Origin of the sequence: Nocardioides thalensis, from assembly GCF_013410655.1 — a bacterium.
GTDB classification, from domain to species: Bacteria; Actinomycetota; Actinomycetes; order Propionibacteriales; family Nocardioidaceae; genus Nocardioides; species Nocardioides thalensis.
Window position 1 is genome coordinate 101,665 of record NZ_JACCFP010000001.1, and the last position, 12,690, is coordinate 114,354.

At 73.4% G+C, this 12,690-nt stretch carries 13 protein-coding genes; 9 read left to right on the forward strand and 4 right to left on the reverse strand.

The features are described 5' to 3' along the window. Window positions 1-2: 2 nt before the first annotated feature. Window positions 3-191: a 50S ribosomal protein L32 gene (gene rpmF / locus HNR19_RS00480; RefSeq protein WP_179666052.1), complete on the reverse strand. Its 189-nt coding sequence runs from the start codon at window positions 189-191 to the stop codon at window positions 3-5. A gap of 2 nt (window positions 192-193) precedes the next feature. Next, window positions 194-1,270: a GTP-binding protein gene (locus HNR19_RS00485; protein ID WP_179666053.1), complete on the reverse strand. Its 1,077-nt coding sequence runs from the start codon at window positions 1,268-1,270 to the stop codon at window positions 194-196. A 113-nt stretch (window positions 1,271-1,383) separates the two neighbouring features. On the opposite strand from HNR19_RS00485, the gene rpmB reads away from it, so the two are divergent. Genes rpmB through rpsN form a run of 3 tightly spaced genes read left to right on the forward strand, consistent with a single transcriptional unit; the run spans window position 1,384 to window position 2,095 of the window. Beyond that, window positions 1,384-1,620: a 50S ribosomal protein L28 gene (gene rpmB / locus HNR19_RS00490; RefSeq protein WP_179666054.1), complete on the forward strand. Its 237-nt coding sequence runs from the start codon at window positions 1,384-1,386 to the stop codon at window positions 1,618-1,620. Then, on the forward strand, window positions 1,620-1,790 hold the full coding sequence (gene rpmG, locus HNR19_RS00495) for a 50S ribosomal protein L33 (RefSeq protein ID WP_179666055.1): 171 nt from the start codon (window positions 1,620-1,622) through the stop codon (window positions 1,788-1,790). Before rpmB ends, rpmG begins: the two co-directional genes overlap by 1 nt. After that, a complete protein-coding gene (rpsN, locus tag HNR19_RS00500; protein WP_179666056.1) occupies window positions 1,790-2,095 on the forward strand; it encodes a 30S ribosomal protein S14 in 306 nt (101 codons plus the stop codon). The genes rpmG and rpsN overlap by 1 nt, the downstream gene beginning before the upstream one ends. A gap of 13 nt (window positions 2,096-2,108) precedes the next feature. Here rpsN and HNR19_RS00505 read toward each other — a convergent pair whose 3' ends face one another. Beyond that, window positions 2,109-2,495: a VOC family protein gene (locus HNR19_RS00505; protein ID WP_179666057.1), complete on the reverse strand. Its 387-nt coding sequence runs from the start codon at window positions 2,493-2,495 to the stop codon at window positions 2,109-2,111. 77 nt (window positions 2,496-2,572) lie between these two features. On the opposite strand from HNR19_RS00505, the gene HNR19_RS00510 reads away from it, so the two are divergent. Beyond that, window positions 2,573-3,295 carry a TetR/AcrR family transcriptional regulator gene (locus HNR19_RS00510; RefSeq protein WP_179666058.1) on the forward strand — a complete coding sequence of 241 codons (723 nt, stop codon included), beginning with the start codon at window positions 2,573-2,575 and terminating at the stop codon, window positions 3,293-3,295. A gap of 6 nt (window positions 3,296-3,301) precedes the next feature. Here HNR19_RS00510 and eccCa read toward each other — a convergent pair whose 3' ends face one another. Beyond that, entirely contained in the window at window positions 3,302-7,381 is a 4,080-nt protein-coding gene (eccCa, locus tag HNR19_RS00515) for a type VII secretion protein EccCa (protein WP_343046979.1), read from the reverse strand. Between the two features lie 173 nt (window positions 7,382-7,554). On the opposite strand from eccCa, the gene HNR19_RS00520 reads away from it, so the two are divergent. The 5 genes from HNR19_RS00520 (at window position 7,555) to eccB (ending at window position 12,682) form a co-directional block, all read left to right on the forward strand. Next, window positions 7,555-8,946, forward strand: a complete 1,392-nt coding sequence (locus HNR19_RS00520; protein ID WP_179666059.1) for a hypothetical protein — start codon at window positions 7,555-7,557, stop codon at window positions 8,944-8,946. Between the two features lie 134 nt (window positions 8,947-9,080). Further along, the gene (locus HNR19_RS00525) at window positions 9,081-9,401 is read left to right on the forward strand and encodes a WXG100 family type VII secretion target (RefSeq protein ID WP_179666060.1); all 321 of its coding nucleotides are present in this window, start codon (window positions 9,081-9,083) and stop codon (window positions 9,399-9,401) included. A gap of 34 nt (window positions 9,402-9,435) precedes the next feature. Further along, entirely contained in the window at window positions 9,436-9,732 is a 297-nt protein-coding gene (locus HNR19_RS00530; RefSeq protein ID WP_179666061.1) for a WXG100 family type VII secretion target, read from the forward strand. 137 nt (window positions 9,733-9,869) lie between these two features. Further along, window positions 9,870-11,240 carry a type VII secretion integral membrane protein EccD gene (gene eccD, locus HNR19_RS00535; protein ID WP_179666062.1) on the forward strand — a complete coding sequence of 457 codons (1,371 nt, stop codon included), beginning with the start codon at window positions 9,870-9,872 and terminating at the stop codon, window positions 11,238-11,240. Then, the gene (gene eccB / locus HNR19_RS00540; protein ID WP_179666063.1) at window positions 11,237-12,682 is read left to right on the forward strand and encodes a type VII secretion protein EccB; all 1,446 of its coding nucleotides are present in this window, start codon (window positions 11,237-11,239) and stop codon (window positions 12,680-12,682) included. Before eccD ends, eccB begins: the two co-directional genes overlap by 4 nt. Window positions 12,683-12,690: the final 8 nt, after the last annotated feature.

Genomic DNA, 12,690 nt, shown 5'->3' on the forward strand with positions numbered 1-12,690 from the left:
CTTCAGGGACGAGTGGGCTTGCCAGTCGCCGGGTCGACATGACCGGAGCGGACAGCGGCGACCAGGCGCCGCGGCACGCGGTGGCGCACGCCGTCGACGGTGACCGGCACCAGGTCGGGTGCGACCGCCTTCCAGTGCGAGCGCCGGTGGCGGGTGTTGCTGCGCGACGTACGACGCTTCGGGACGGCCATCGCTATGCCACCTCCCGGATCGGGCCGAGCCACGGCTCGAAGCCGTCCTCGGTCACCTGCCACCGCGGGTCGCGCCGGTCGACCTCGCCCGGCTTCGCCACGAGAGCCTCGAACGCCGGCCGCAGCCGTTCGGGTGCGGCGCCGACGCCGGTGACGACGATCCGCGTGAACGGCGTACGCCGGCCCCACGACGCGTGGTCGCCGATGCTCAGCTGACCGCCCGCGCCGTCCCACTCGAGAGCCCGGTCGGGTCGGCTCGGGAGCCAGAAGCACCCGCGGGACCGGTGGTTCCCGGCACCCAGCAGCTCGAGGTCCTCGAGCAGGCGCTCCGGGTGGAAGGGCTGGAGCGACTGCAGGTCGAGCCGCCACACGCCCTCGGCCCGTACGTCGGGGAGCGCGTCGGTGCGGACGGGGCTGGTCCATGCCTCCGTCCGCTGGTGCTGATGGAGGCGCCCGACGAGCAGGCCGGAGTCTAGCCCGTGGGCACCGTCCACGACCGAGGCGTCGGGCCGCGCCAGCGCGGCGACAAGTCCCCTGGCGACGGGATCCGCCGCGCCGTCGAGCACGACGGCGTCGGCGTACTCCACCATCGCCGCGAGCACCTCCCCGACGCCGCGACGGTCGTCGTCGGAGCAGTGGGAGCCGCGGTCGGCGAGCAGGTCGTCGCCGAGCAGGTCCCGGACGGGGTGCTGGGCACTCAGGGCCGTCACGACGGCCGAGACCCGGAGGAAGCGCGCGAGCCGCGTGTCCCACGCGAGGACCGAGCACAGGTGCGCCGCCTCCGCTCCCACCGGGAGGTGCGCGACGATCGATTGCCAGCGCCGGGCGCGGGCGAGCCGCTCGAGCGTGGGCAGGATGTCCTCGCGGATCGCGCAGCTCACGCAGGCGTGCTCCAGCAGCGTCTCGTGCTGCTCGATGACGCCGGTGACGTCGCTGACCGTCCGGGTGAGCACCTGGCGCTCGACGTCGATGTGGTGGCGTACGGCGACCGCGCCGGGCAGGTCGAACTGGAGGCCGACCATCGTGGCAGCCATCGCGTCCGCGTCGACGCCCGAGAGCAGCACGATGGGCGTCCTCATCGGCCCACCTCCCCGATCGCGGCGCCGTACTCGAGCTGGTTCCGGATCTGCATGCCTTGCCTCTCGTATTAGAATGAGAATCGTTCTCATCACTATGACAGAGAGGATCCGGGATGTCACAGGTGTGCCAGGTCACGGGCGCCCGACCCGCGTTCGGCAACAACGTCTCCCACTCGCACCGGCGCACGAAGCGGCGGTTCGACGTCAACGTCCAGCGCAAGCGCTACTGGGTGCCGAGCCTCGGCCGCCAGGTCACCCTCCGCGTCAGCGCGCGCGGCATCAAGGCGATCGACCAGCGCGGGATCGAGGCGGTCGTGTCCGACCTCGCCCGGAGGGGAGAGCGGTTCTGATGGCGAAGAGAGGATCCGACGTGCGTCCGATCATCAAGCTCCGCTCCACGGCGGGCACCGGCTACACCTACGTCACCAGGAAGAACCGGCGCAACGACCCCGACCGGATGGTGCTCCGCAAGTACGACCCGCGGGCACGCCGCCACGTCGAGTTCCGCGAGGAGCGCTGATGGCCAAGCAGAGCAAGGTCGCGGCCGAGGCGCGGCGTCGCCGCACGGTCGAGAGGTACGCCGAGCGGCGCGCCGCCCTGAAGGAGCAGGTACGGCGCGCCGCTCCCGGCTCGCGGGAGCTGGCGGAGGCGGTGCGTGCCCTGTCCCGGCTGCCCCGCGACAGCTCGCCGGTCCGGCTGCGCAACCGCGACCAGGTCGACGGCAGGCCGCGCGGCTACCTCCGGAAGACCGGCACCTCGCGGATCCGGTTCCGCGAGCTGGCCCACCGCGGCGAGCTGCCGGGGATCCGCAAGTCGAGCTGGTGACGTCGCCCGGCGGTCAGGGCGCCTCGACCCACTGGACGAGCTGCCACACGATGCCGTTGTCGTCCGCGAACTGGCAGTAGCGCTCGCCCCACGGCTCGGTCTCCGGCGGCGTCACGACCCGCGCGCCGCCGGAGCGGATCCGCTCGAACTCGGCGTCGATGTCCTCGACGACGAACACGATCAGCGTGCCCTGGCCGGCCGATCCCGCGATGTCCTGCGGCTTGAACGTCTCCAGCCCGGTGCGCAGGAAGATCACGTTCAGTCCGGCCGAGGGGTGCGCCAGGGAGACGAAGCCGTCGGCGGACATCGCTTCCTCGAAGCCGAAGTACGTCGTCGCGAACGTCGCCGACGCCGCGACGTCGGGCACGTTGAGGGAGACGGCGGTGGAGGTGATGTGCATGCAGGGTCCTTTCGACTTAAACATTGTACGCCGTACAACGTACAGTGTTCTAGGATTGTTCCCGCCATGGAGCCGAGATGCCGCGACCTCTGATCGACCTGCTGTGGCGCGACCACCCGCAGGCCCCGAGCGGCGGCCGTCGTGGGCCGCGCAGTCGCGTCGAGACCGGCGCGGTGGTCGACGCCGCCGTACGTCTCGCCGATGCCCACGGGCTGGCGTCCGTCACCATCCGCAGCCTCGGCGCCGAGCTGGGTGTCTCGACGATGTCGGTCTACACGCACGTCAACAGCCGCGACGACCTGCTGGTGCTGATGGCCGACCGCGTCCACCTGTCCGCGGAGCGGCCGGACTTCGGGCGCCGCGGCTGGCGCGGCCGGGTCGGCCTGGTCGCCGCAGCCAACCGTGCGTTGCTGGAGGCGCATCCGTGGCTGCTCGAGGTCGACGACGAGCGCACCGCGCTCGGGCCGGGGACGATCGCGAAGTACGACCACGAGCTGGGCGCGCTCGAGCAGCTCGGGCTCGACGACCTCACCCGCGACGCCGCGCTGACCTTCGTTCTGGACTTCGTGCGGGCCGGCGTCCGTGCCGCCCTGGCCGACGCGCGCTCGGCGGACCTCGCGGAGCACTGGCAGGAGTGGGGCCCGCGCCTCGCGCACTACCTCGGCGACGACTTCCCGCTGGCCCAGCGGGTGGGAGCCGCCGCCGGTGAGGCCCAGGGCGGCGTCCGCGACGCCGACTTCGCGTGGGAGTTCGGGCTCGCGCGGGTGCTCGACGCGCTGGCCGGTCTGCGGCGCCCCTGACCGGCCCTAGAGCGCGGGGTCCGTCCAGGCGATCTGCACGACCTCGACCCCGCGGTCGCGGGTGATGAGCTGGCCGCGGCCGGGCTGCAGGTTCGACGGGCGCACGTTGCCGATCAGCGGCCCCTCGTCACGGCTGCCCGAAAGGAGCAGGCCGGGCATCGCGAGGTCGCGCAGCGACTGGATCACCGGCTCGTAGAGCGCTCGTGACGCACCGCCCGACCGGCGGGCCACCGCCACGTGCAGGCCCACGTCGCGTGCCTGGGCGAGCAGCGGCTGGAGCAGGGCGACCGGCGAGCTCTGCTGGGTCGCCACGAGGTCGTAGTCGTCGACGACCACGAAGACCTCGGCGCCGCTCCACCACGACCGATTGCGCAGCTGCTCGGGCGTCACGTCGGGTCCCGGGATCCGGTTCTCGAGGTACGCCGCCAGGTCCTTGATCGCCGGCTGCGCCTGGTTGGCCGAGGTGAGGTAGTTGAGCAGGTACTCCTCCGGCACCTCGCCGAGCAGCGACCGCCGGTAGTCGACGAGCAGGATCTGCGCCTGCTTGGGCGTGCGGGTGCGCATCACCTCGTGGACGTAGGACCGCAGCGTGGCGCTCTTGCCCGACTGGCCGTCGCCGAACAGCAACAGGTGCGGCTCGGCGTCGACGTCGAGGGCGATCGGCGCGAGCTCCTTCTCGTTGACCCCGAGCAGGAGCCCTCGCTGGGCACCGGGCCGCTCGTCCGCCGTACCGACGCCGGCGACCTCGCGCACCCGGGCCAGGTCGATGCGGTCGGGCAGCAGCCGCAGCTTCGGCCCGGCGGGGCCGCGCCACGCCTTTGCAACCTGGTCGACGAGGGCGTCGACGCCGTCGCCGAGCGTCTCGGCCGACGCGTCCTGGTCGATGCGCGGGAGCGCGCCCAGGAAGTGGAGCTTGCCCGGCACCAGGCCGCGGCCGGGGCGCCCCGCCGGCACCAGGCCGGCGATCTTGCGGTCGACCTCCGAGTCGAGCGGGTCGCCGAGCCGCAGCTCGAGGCGGGTGCCGTACTGGTCGCGCATCGCCGCGCGGAAGTCGGCCCACCGCGAGGCGCCGGCGAGCACGTGGAGGCCGAACGTCAGGCCGCGCGACGCCAGCTGCTGGATCTCGAGCTCGAGGTCGTCGAAGTCCGAGCGCAGCGTGCTCCACCCGTCGACGACCAGGAACACGTCGCCGTAGCCGTCGTCGACGGCACCGCGCCGGCCGGCCTGGAACCGCCGGCGCCGGTAGGTCTCGATCGAGTCGATGCCGTTCTCGCGGAAGTAGGCCTCGCGGCGGTCGACGATGCTGCGCACCTCGGCCACGATGCGGCGTACGACCTCGGGCTCGGCGCGGGTGCCGACGCCGGCGACGTGCGGCAGGTCGGCGAGCGGGACGAACGTGCCGCCGCCGAAGTCCAGGACGTAGAACTGCGACTCCAGCGGGGTGGTCGTCAGCGACAGGCTGGCCGTCATCGTGCGCAGCAACGTGCTCTTGCCGCTGCGCGGGCCGCCGACGACAGCGACGTGGCCCGCCGAGCCGCTGAGCGACACGGTGAGGGTGTCGCGCCGCTGCTCGCGCGGCCGGTCGACGGTGCCGAGCGGCACGGTCAGGCCGCCGACGGAGCGCCACCGCATCGAGACCAGGCCCAGCTCCGGGTGCGGGGCGAGGTCCGGCATCAGCTGGTCGAGCGTGTCGGGCACGTCGAGCGGCGGCAGCCACACCTGATGGGCCGCCGGCCCCATGCCGTCCATCCGGTCGACCGCGACGTCGAGCAGCGAGGCACCGGTGTCGTCGACGGTCTCCGGCGCGGCGCTCTCCTGCGCGGGCTCCGGGTCGAGCGGGGCCTGCACCTCGGAGATCGTGAACGGCAGGATGCCGCGCATGTGGCCGCTCTCGTCGCGCCGCACCTTGGGCCGCCCGGTCGCGGGCGGGCCGGAGACGTACGCCGCCTTGAAGCGGGTCATCGTGGTCGGGTCGGGCTTGAGGTAGCCGAGGCCGGGGATGGCGGGCAGCTCGTAGGCATCGGGTACGCCGAGCACGGCCCGCGACTCCTGGGCGCTGAACGTGCGCAGGCCGACCCGGTAGGAGAGGTGTGACTCCAGCCCGCGGAGGCGGCCCTCCTCGAGCCGCTGGGAGGCGAGCAGCAGGTGCAGGCCGAGGGACCGGCCCAAACGGCCGACGGCGACGAACAGGTCGATGAACTCCGGCTTGGCCGACAGCATCTCGGAGAACTCGTCGACGACCAGGAACAGCGAGGGGAGGGGGGCGAGCGGCTCGCCGGCGGCTCGCGCCTTCTCGTAGTCGCGGATCGACGCGAAGTTGCCGGCCTCGCGCAGCAGCTCCTGCCGTCGCACCATCTCGCCGGAGAGCGCGTCCTGCATGCGGTCGACGAGGGTGAGCTCCTGCGCGAGGTTGGTGATGACCGCGGACACGTGGGGCATCTCGGACATGCCGGCGAACGTCGCGCCGCCCTTGAAGTCGACGAGCACCATGTTGAGCTGCTCGGGGGAGTGCGTCATGGCGAGCCCGAGGACGAGCGTGCGGAGGAACTCGGACTTGCCGGAGCCGGTGGCGCCGATGACGAGCCCGTGCGGCCCCATGCCCTGCTGGGCGGACTCCTTGATGTCGAGGTGGACCATCCCGCCGCCCTCGCCGAGGCCGATCGGTACGCGCAGCCGGTCGCGCGCGGGCCGCGGCCGCCACGCCGCCGCGGGGTCGAACTCGTGCACGTCGCCGAGGCCGAGCAGGTCCATGAAGTCCATCGGGCCGGTGATGTCGCCCCCGGCCTCCTCCCCGACGCCGCTGACGGTGCCGGCGGCGGTGTAGAGGGGAGTGAGCCGGCGGGCGAACGCCTCCGCGGTCGCGAGCGAGCACTGGTCGCCGCGGGCGGGGATCGGCTCGGCCCGCAGTCGCACGGCGCGCATCGGTAGCGTCGCGGAGGGCTCGGCCTCGGGCGCCGGCGGGTCGATCTCCAGCCGCAGCCCGGCGGGGTCGTCGAGCTCGGTCCACCCGGTCGGGAGGTCGAGCAGCGTGACGCCGTGGAGGCCGTCGGCCGGGATCACGTGGTTGCCCGGCGGCAGCGCGGCGCCGTCGATCACGAACAGGATGTGCGGGATCGCCGCCCGCTCGTCGGCACCGAAGCGCGGCCGCTCCGAGAGGTCCTCGGGCAGCATCGCGGCGAGGTCGGCGAGCGACGTGCTGACCATCCGCGCGGGCCCGACGGCGTCGTACTGGTGCTGGCTGTGGGCGTGGGGCAGCCACTTCACCCAGTCCCAGTGGGCGAGCCGCTCGTCGGTGGTGAGCACGGCGACCTGGAGGTTCTCGGGGGAGTGGAACGCGGCCGCCGAGCAGATCAGCGCGCGGGCGAGGGAGCGCGCCTGCTCCTCGGCGCCGAAGAGCTCGACCCGGTCGAACGCGCGGAGGTCGACCGACGCCGGCAGGTCGGGCTGGAGCCGGTGGACGACGAGCAGCCGGTGCAGCGCGGACGCGGCCGCGGGGTCGACGTCCTCGACCGGTGCGCTGTCGGGCGGCACCAGGTCGAGCGCGAGGGGCTGGGCACAGGTGCCGTAGCGGACCTGGAGGAACGTGGGGTCGGTGGTCGACCGCTCCCAGATGCGGCTCCGCTCCTCGGCGAACGACGGCAGCGCGCCCGGCTCCGGGTGCAGCCAGGTCAACGCTCGGCGCTGCTGGTCGGCGGCGTCACGCGCGACCTTGCGGACGCCGGCGAGGTAGCGGAGGTACTCGGTGCGGGTGCCGGTGACCTGCTGCTGGCGCTGCTTCCGGGTCCGGTCGATCTGGATGAAGATGAAGCCGAGCGTCGCGAAGAGGAACATGCCGGCGGCGATGAACCGGACCGGCCCGCCGACGCCGCCGATCGTCGCGACGAGGACGATCGAGCCGAGACTGCCGAGCATCGGGATGGCGTTCATCGCCACGCCGGCCGCGCCCTCGCTGGGCTGGATCTGCGGCGGCGGCTCGAGCCTGAGCTGGCCCACCGGCATCTCGGGCCGCCCGGCCCGTCCACCGCGGAGCGCCCCGCTCTGCGCGCTCGGCTCCGCCGCGCGGCGGCCCAACTGCGTGGAACTCACGTGTGCCCGTCCTCCGATGCCCGATCATCGCGCCCGCGCCGGCGGCGGGCGCCTGCCACAGCCTGCCAGCCGTCGCGAGGTAGGACTACCCTCGCCCCACAGTGGGCAATCATGGGCTGACCAGTTGTCCGGTACGTCCACTTCGTCCGGTTGAGCAGAGCTCGGGAGGCTCGATGACGCAGGCGCCGTCGCGCACCGGGCCCAGGCGCCCTGGGCCGGGAGAGCTGACGCTGCTCAGCATCTACGGTCCCCGCGGCACCGTCGACCTCACCGTCCCGTCGTCCGCCACCATGGCCGAGGTCGCCCAGGTCTACGCCGCGCAGGCGCGGCTCGACCGGGTGCTGCCGCTGCACACCGCAGTGGGCCGGCCGCTCCCGGCCGACACGACGGTCACCGCGGCCGGGCTCGCGTCCGGGTCGGTGCTGATCGCCGTCGACCCGACAGCCCAGCCGGCGCGCCACGGAGGCGCGCGGCGCCGTACCCCTGCGACGGACGAGCCCGGCCTGCGGCCCGGCGCGCTCTCCGCGCTCTGGTGCACGGTCGCCGCCGTCGTCGCACTCCTCGCCGGGTGGTGTACGGCGCAGCAACCTGCCGACGAGCGCACCTTGCCCGTCGTGGTGCTCGCTGTCGCCGCGTTCCTCGGCTCGCTCCCGATCGGGCCGCTGACGGCGCACCGGATCGTGGCGGCCCCCGCGTTCGCCGCCGCGGCGAGCTTCGCGCTCGCGTGGGATCCCGCACCCGAGCGGCTGCCCACCGTGGTGGGCGCCGCCGCCCTCGCCGGCGCGGTGACCGCGGCCGTCGGACGCGCGCTCAACCCGCAGTCCGAGGAGGCGCTGCGGGTGTGGCTGGTCGTGGGCGCGGGGTGGTTCGCCGTCGCCGCGCTGGCCGCGATCGTGTCCCTCCCGCCGCAGGTCGCGTGGTCGGTGCTGTTCCTCGCGGCCGTGCTGGCCGCCCGGTTCGTGCCGATGCTGGCGATCGACGTGCCCGACGACTACCTGATCGACCTCCAGCGGCTCGCGGTGACGGCGTGGTCCGCCCGCGCCCGGCCGACCGGGCGACGGGGGCGCATCGTCGTACCCCCGGAGCTCGTGGACGAGGTCGCGCGCCGCGGCGCCCGGACCGTCACCGCGGCGTCCGTCGCGATCCTCGTGGTCGTGCTGGTGTCGGGCCCGCTGGTGCTGGTGACTACGGACCTCCCGCTCGACCGGATCGGCGCCCGCTGCCTGGTGTTCTTCGGTGGCGCCGCACTCCTGCTCGCCGCGCGGAGCTATCGACACCCGGTCGCGCGCCGGCTGCTCTGGGTGGCCGGCGTCGTCAGCGTGGTCGAGGTGGCCCTCGTGGCGCTCGACCTCGCCGGCGAGCAGACGCGGCCGCTCGCGACCGGCGCCGTCATCGGCATCGCCGCGGTGCTGGTGCTCGTGGCGGTCGTGGTCGGCCGGGGCTGGCGGTCGGCCTGGTGGTCACGTCGGGCCGAGGTCGCCGAGACCCTCTGCGGCGCTTTCGCCGTCTCCTCGCTGGTCGTGGCGGTCGGCTTCTTCCGTCAGCTGTGGGAAATCACGGGCTGAGGTTTAGCGCGTGAGAGGGGTGGGGTAACGCTGATACCTGTCGGCTCCGTGGAATCTCGGGAGCCAGCCAAGCAAGACAACTTCTGCCACGGGCACAGGACGTCTGGTGGCAGCACCAAAGACAAGGAGCAGACATGTCGAACAGCGGCGAGTACGGCCAAGACCATGGAGCACTCACCCGCGCCGCCGGGATGATCGCCGAGGCCCGCACCGACTTCCTCGGCTACAGCAACCGCCTGAGCGGCCAGATCGCCGCGGTGCAGGGCAAGTGGGGCGGCGCCGGTGCGACCGCCTTCTTCACGCTCAACCAGGCGTGGACCGAGAAGCAGAAGGTCATCGTCGACGCCCTCAACGAGTTCGAGGCCGCGCTGACCGACACCGAGCGCGACAACACCGACGTCGACGAGCAGCAGGGCGCTGGCTACACCCAGCTCGCCGGCCGGCTCGACGCCTGATCGCGGCCACCCCCGACCTTTAGGAGAAGCAGAGATGACACTCGACGGAATCCGCGTCAACCACGAGGCCCTCGACCAGGCCGCTCGCGACATGTACCAGACCGTGAAGGACATCGACGACCGGATGAACCGGCTCGAGTCCGAGCTCAACCCCCTCAAGAGCCAGTGGCTCGGCAACCAGCCGCAGGCCTACAACACCGCGAAGGCCAAGTGGGACTGGGCCATCCGCGAGATGCGCGACCTGCTCGACGACAGCCAGCGCACGGTCTACCAGTCGAACGACGAGTACCGCGCGGCCGACCACCGCGGCGCCGCCCGGTTCGAGATCTGACGGCTGGCGACACACGCGGCCGACGAAAGCGGGGAAGGGGCTGTCCTTGAGGGGCAGCCCCTTTGCTCGTGCTCGGACAGGGGACGTGCCACGATGCCCCTGCTGGCGGCGATCGGGCGTCGAAAGGTGAGGAACAGATGAGTCAGGGCCTGAGTCAGGGCACCGGCACCTCGGGACTGGTGCGCGTCACCGTCAGCTCCGGGACCCGCCGCGTGGACCTCGTCCTCCCCGGCGCCGTGCCGCTGGCCGAGCTCCTGCCGGAGCTCGCGCGCAGCGTCGGCCTGCTCGACCCCGCGACCGTCCACGGCGGTTACCGCGTCGTCACCGCCGACGGACGTCGCCTGGGCACCGACGCCGGCCTGACCCTCCAGGGCGTGGAGGACGGCGGACTGCTCACCCTCACCGCCGGTGTCGACGAGCCCGTCGCGCGGGTCTACGACGACGTCGTCGAGGCGATGACCGACGTCGTCGAGCACGATCTCCGCCCCTGGCAGCCGAGCGCCGGCCGGCGTACCGCGCTGGTCGCCGCGGCCATCCTGCTGGTGCTCGGCGCGCTCGCGCTGCTGGTCCAGCGCGAGTCCGACCTGGCCGTGTTCGCCGCCGGCGCGATCTCGCTCGCCCTGTGCGCGGGCGCGATCGTGCTGTCCCGCGCGCAACGGGAGGCCGAGGTCGCGGTCGGCGTCGCCTGGCTTGGCGCGGTGTTCGCGGCGCTCGCCGGCTACATGCTCGCCCCCGAGGACTCCCCGGCGTACGCCGACCCGCTGGCCGCCGCAGGTGCGGGCGCGCTCGTTGCGGGCCTGGTGTGCGTCATCGGGCTCGGCGAGGGACGGATCCTGGTCTTCCCGCCGGTGGTGCTCGGGGCCCTCGCGCTCGCCGCGGGGCTGGTCGTGCGCGGCACCGACGCGGACCCGGCGACGCTGCTCGTCACCCTGCTCGGCGTCGTGGTGCTGCTGGGCAGCGTGTTCCCGTGGCTGGCTCTCGGCGCCACCTCGACCAACGTCGCCCAGCTCTACTCGCCGGCCGACATCACCGCCGACCCCGACGACATCGACCCGGGCAAGGTCGCGTCCGACGCGCGGCTCGCGCACGAGATCCTGCTCGCGATCTCCGGAACGGTGGGGCTCCTGCTGCTGCTCGTCGCGCCGGTCGCGGTCACGCTCGGTGTCACCGGTGCCCTGCTCGCGGTCGACGCCTGCCTGGTCGTGATGCTCCGCACCCGGCAGTACCGCACCGGCTCGGAGGTCCTCGTCGGCCTCGGCTCGGGCATCGCCGGGCTCGCGGTCACTGCGGGCGCCGTACTCGCTCTCCAGCCGGACTGGCGTCCCACCCTCGCCGTCGCGCTCGCGGTCGCGGGTGCCGCGCTGCTGGTCGCGACGATGACCCCCTCCGCGCCGTCGGTGCGCCGTGGCCGCGCCGGTGACGTGCTCGAGACGGTCGCCCTGCTGGCGCTGGTGCCGCTGCTGGTGGTGGCGACCGGCCTGTTCGACTCCGTCGCCGGGTCGCTGTGAGCACCAAGAAGGACCTCGTCGAGGCCTACGCGTTCAGCCGACGCCGGCTGGTCACCGCGTTCGTGTCCGGGGCGCCCGGCGGGCGCGAGGTCGAGCCGGCGCGTCCGGGCCGCACCATCGTGGCGGGCATCGCGATCGCGGTGCTGCTGCTGGCTGGTGCCGCGATCGCGGGCGTCTTCGACAACCGCGACGACGTCGACTGGGACGAGTCGGGGCTGATCGTCGACGCTGACTCCGGCGCCCTCTACGTGATCCTCGAGGACGACATCCCAGGCTTCGACGAGCCGCGGCTGCGGTCGGTCGTCAACGTCACCTCGGCCCAGCTGATCCTCGGCAGCGACGTCGAGGCGCAGGAGGTGTCGGGGGAGGAGATCGGCGGCGAGCCGAAGGGCCAGCCCGTCGGCATCATCGGAGCGCCCGCGACGGTGCCGCCCGCGGACGACCTGATCAACACCGGCTGGACCTCCTGCACGGGCGACGGGTACGGCGTCCGCACGCACGTGGGCGAGGAGTCCCAGGTGACGCCCGCTCCCGAAGCGGGGCTGGTGGTCACGACGGGCAAGGAAAGCTACCTGGTCGCGACCGGGCCCTCCGTCGGCGAGACGCCCGAGACCGCGCGCAGCTACCTGTTGCCGCGCTCTCCCGACAGCCTGCTGCGCGACCTCGGTGTCGACCTGGAGCGCGACGCGGTCCCGGTCGCCGAGGAGTGGCTGTCGCTGTTCCCGACCGGTGCCACGCTGGACGAGAGCGGGCTCTCGATCGCCGGCGCCGGGTCGCGGCTGCCCGACGCGATCGCGGACGAGTACCCGACCCGCACGAGGGTCGGCGACTACTTCGTCGACGACGACGGCCGCTCCTACGTCGTCACCGCCGACGGCGCGCTCGAGATCGGCGAGTTCGGCCTCGAGGTGCTGGTCCACTCCACGCCCGGCGGCCACCGCCCGGCCGAGCGCGCGCCGGACGCGGTCGACCTGACCTTCGCCGACGAGGACCCCGAGGCCACGTTCTGGCCGGTCAGCGGCGACCTCGCTGACGTCACCGACGAGGGCGAGGAGGTGTGCGCGGTGTTGCGGTCCGAGCCCGGCGCCAGGCCCGCCGTCGAGATCGGGGTCGACCCCGACGACGAGGTGAGCGCGGCTGCAGCGGCCGCCGACGCCGGCGAGGCGGGCGTCGAGGACGTCACGGTCGAGTCCGGGTTCGGCGCCGTCGTGCGCCGCGGTGGCTGGGCGGGCGCCGAGTCCGAGGCGCCGTACCTCGTCGACGACCGCGCGACGGCGTACCGGCTGCGCGGCCAGACCGAGGTCGCCAACCTCGGCTACGACGGGGTCTCCGCGGTGGTCGTGCCGGACGTGTGGCTCGAGCTCTTCGCGGAGGGTCCCGAGCTGTCGCAGGACGCCGCGCTGTGCCCGCCGACCACCGACCCGGACGCGCAATGTCGCTAGGGCGCTTC

Bases quoted from the DNA above. Each gene is read 5' to 3' on its own strand.
- rpmF (WP_179666052.1), bottom strand. From the start codon at position 191: ATGGCCGTCCCGAAGCGTCGTACGTCGCGCAGCAACACCCGCCACCGG.
- HNR19_RS00505 (WP_179666057.1), bottom strand. From the start codon at position 2,495: ATGCACATCACCTCCACCGCCGTCTCCCTCAACGTGCCCGACGTCGCG.
- rpmB (WP_179666054.1), top strand. From the start codon at position 1,384: ATGTCACAGGTGTGCCAGGTCACGGGCGCCCGACCCGCGTTCGGCAAC.
- HNR19_RS00520 (WP_179666059.1), top strand. From the start codon at position 7,555: ATGACGCAGGCGCCGTCGCGCACCGGGCCCAGGCGCCCTGGGCCGGGA.
- rpmG (WP_179666055.1), top strand. From the start codon at position 1,620: ATGGCGAAGAGAGGATCCGACGTGCGTCCGATCATCAAGCTCCGCTCC.
- HNR19_RS00485 (WP_179666053.1), bottom strand. From the start codon at position 1,270: ATGAGGACGCCCATCGTGCTGCTCTCGGGCGTCGACGCGGACGCGATG.
- HNR19_RS00530 (WP_179666061.1), top strand. From the start codon at position 9,436: ATGACACTCGACGGAATCCGCGTCAACCACGAGGCCCTCGACCAGGCC.
- eccD (WP_179666062.1), top strand. From the start codon at position 9,870: ATGAGTCAGGGCCTGAGTCAGGGCACCGGCACCTCGGGACTGGTGCGC.
- HNR19_RS00510 (WP_179666058.1), top strand. From the start codon at position 2,573: ATGCCGCGACCTCTGATCGACCTGCTGTGGCGCGACCACCCGCAGGCC.
- rpsN (WP_179666056.1), top strand. From the start codon at position 1,790: ATGGCCAAGCAGAGCAAGGTCGCGGCCGAGGCGCGGCGTCGCCGCACG.
- HNR19_RS00525 (WP_179666060.1), top strand. From the start codon at position 9,081: ATGTCGAACAGCGGCGAGTACGGCCAAGACCATGGAGCACTCACCCGC.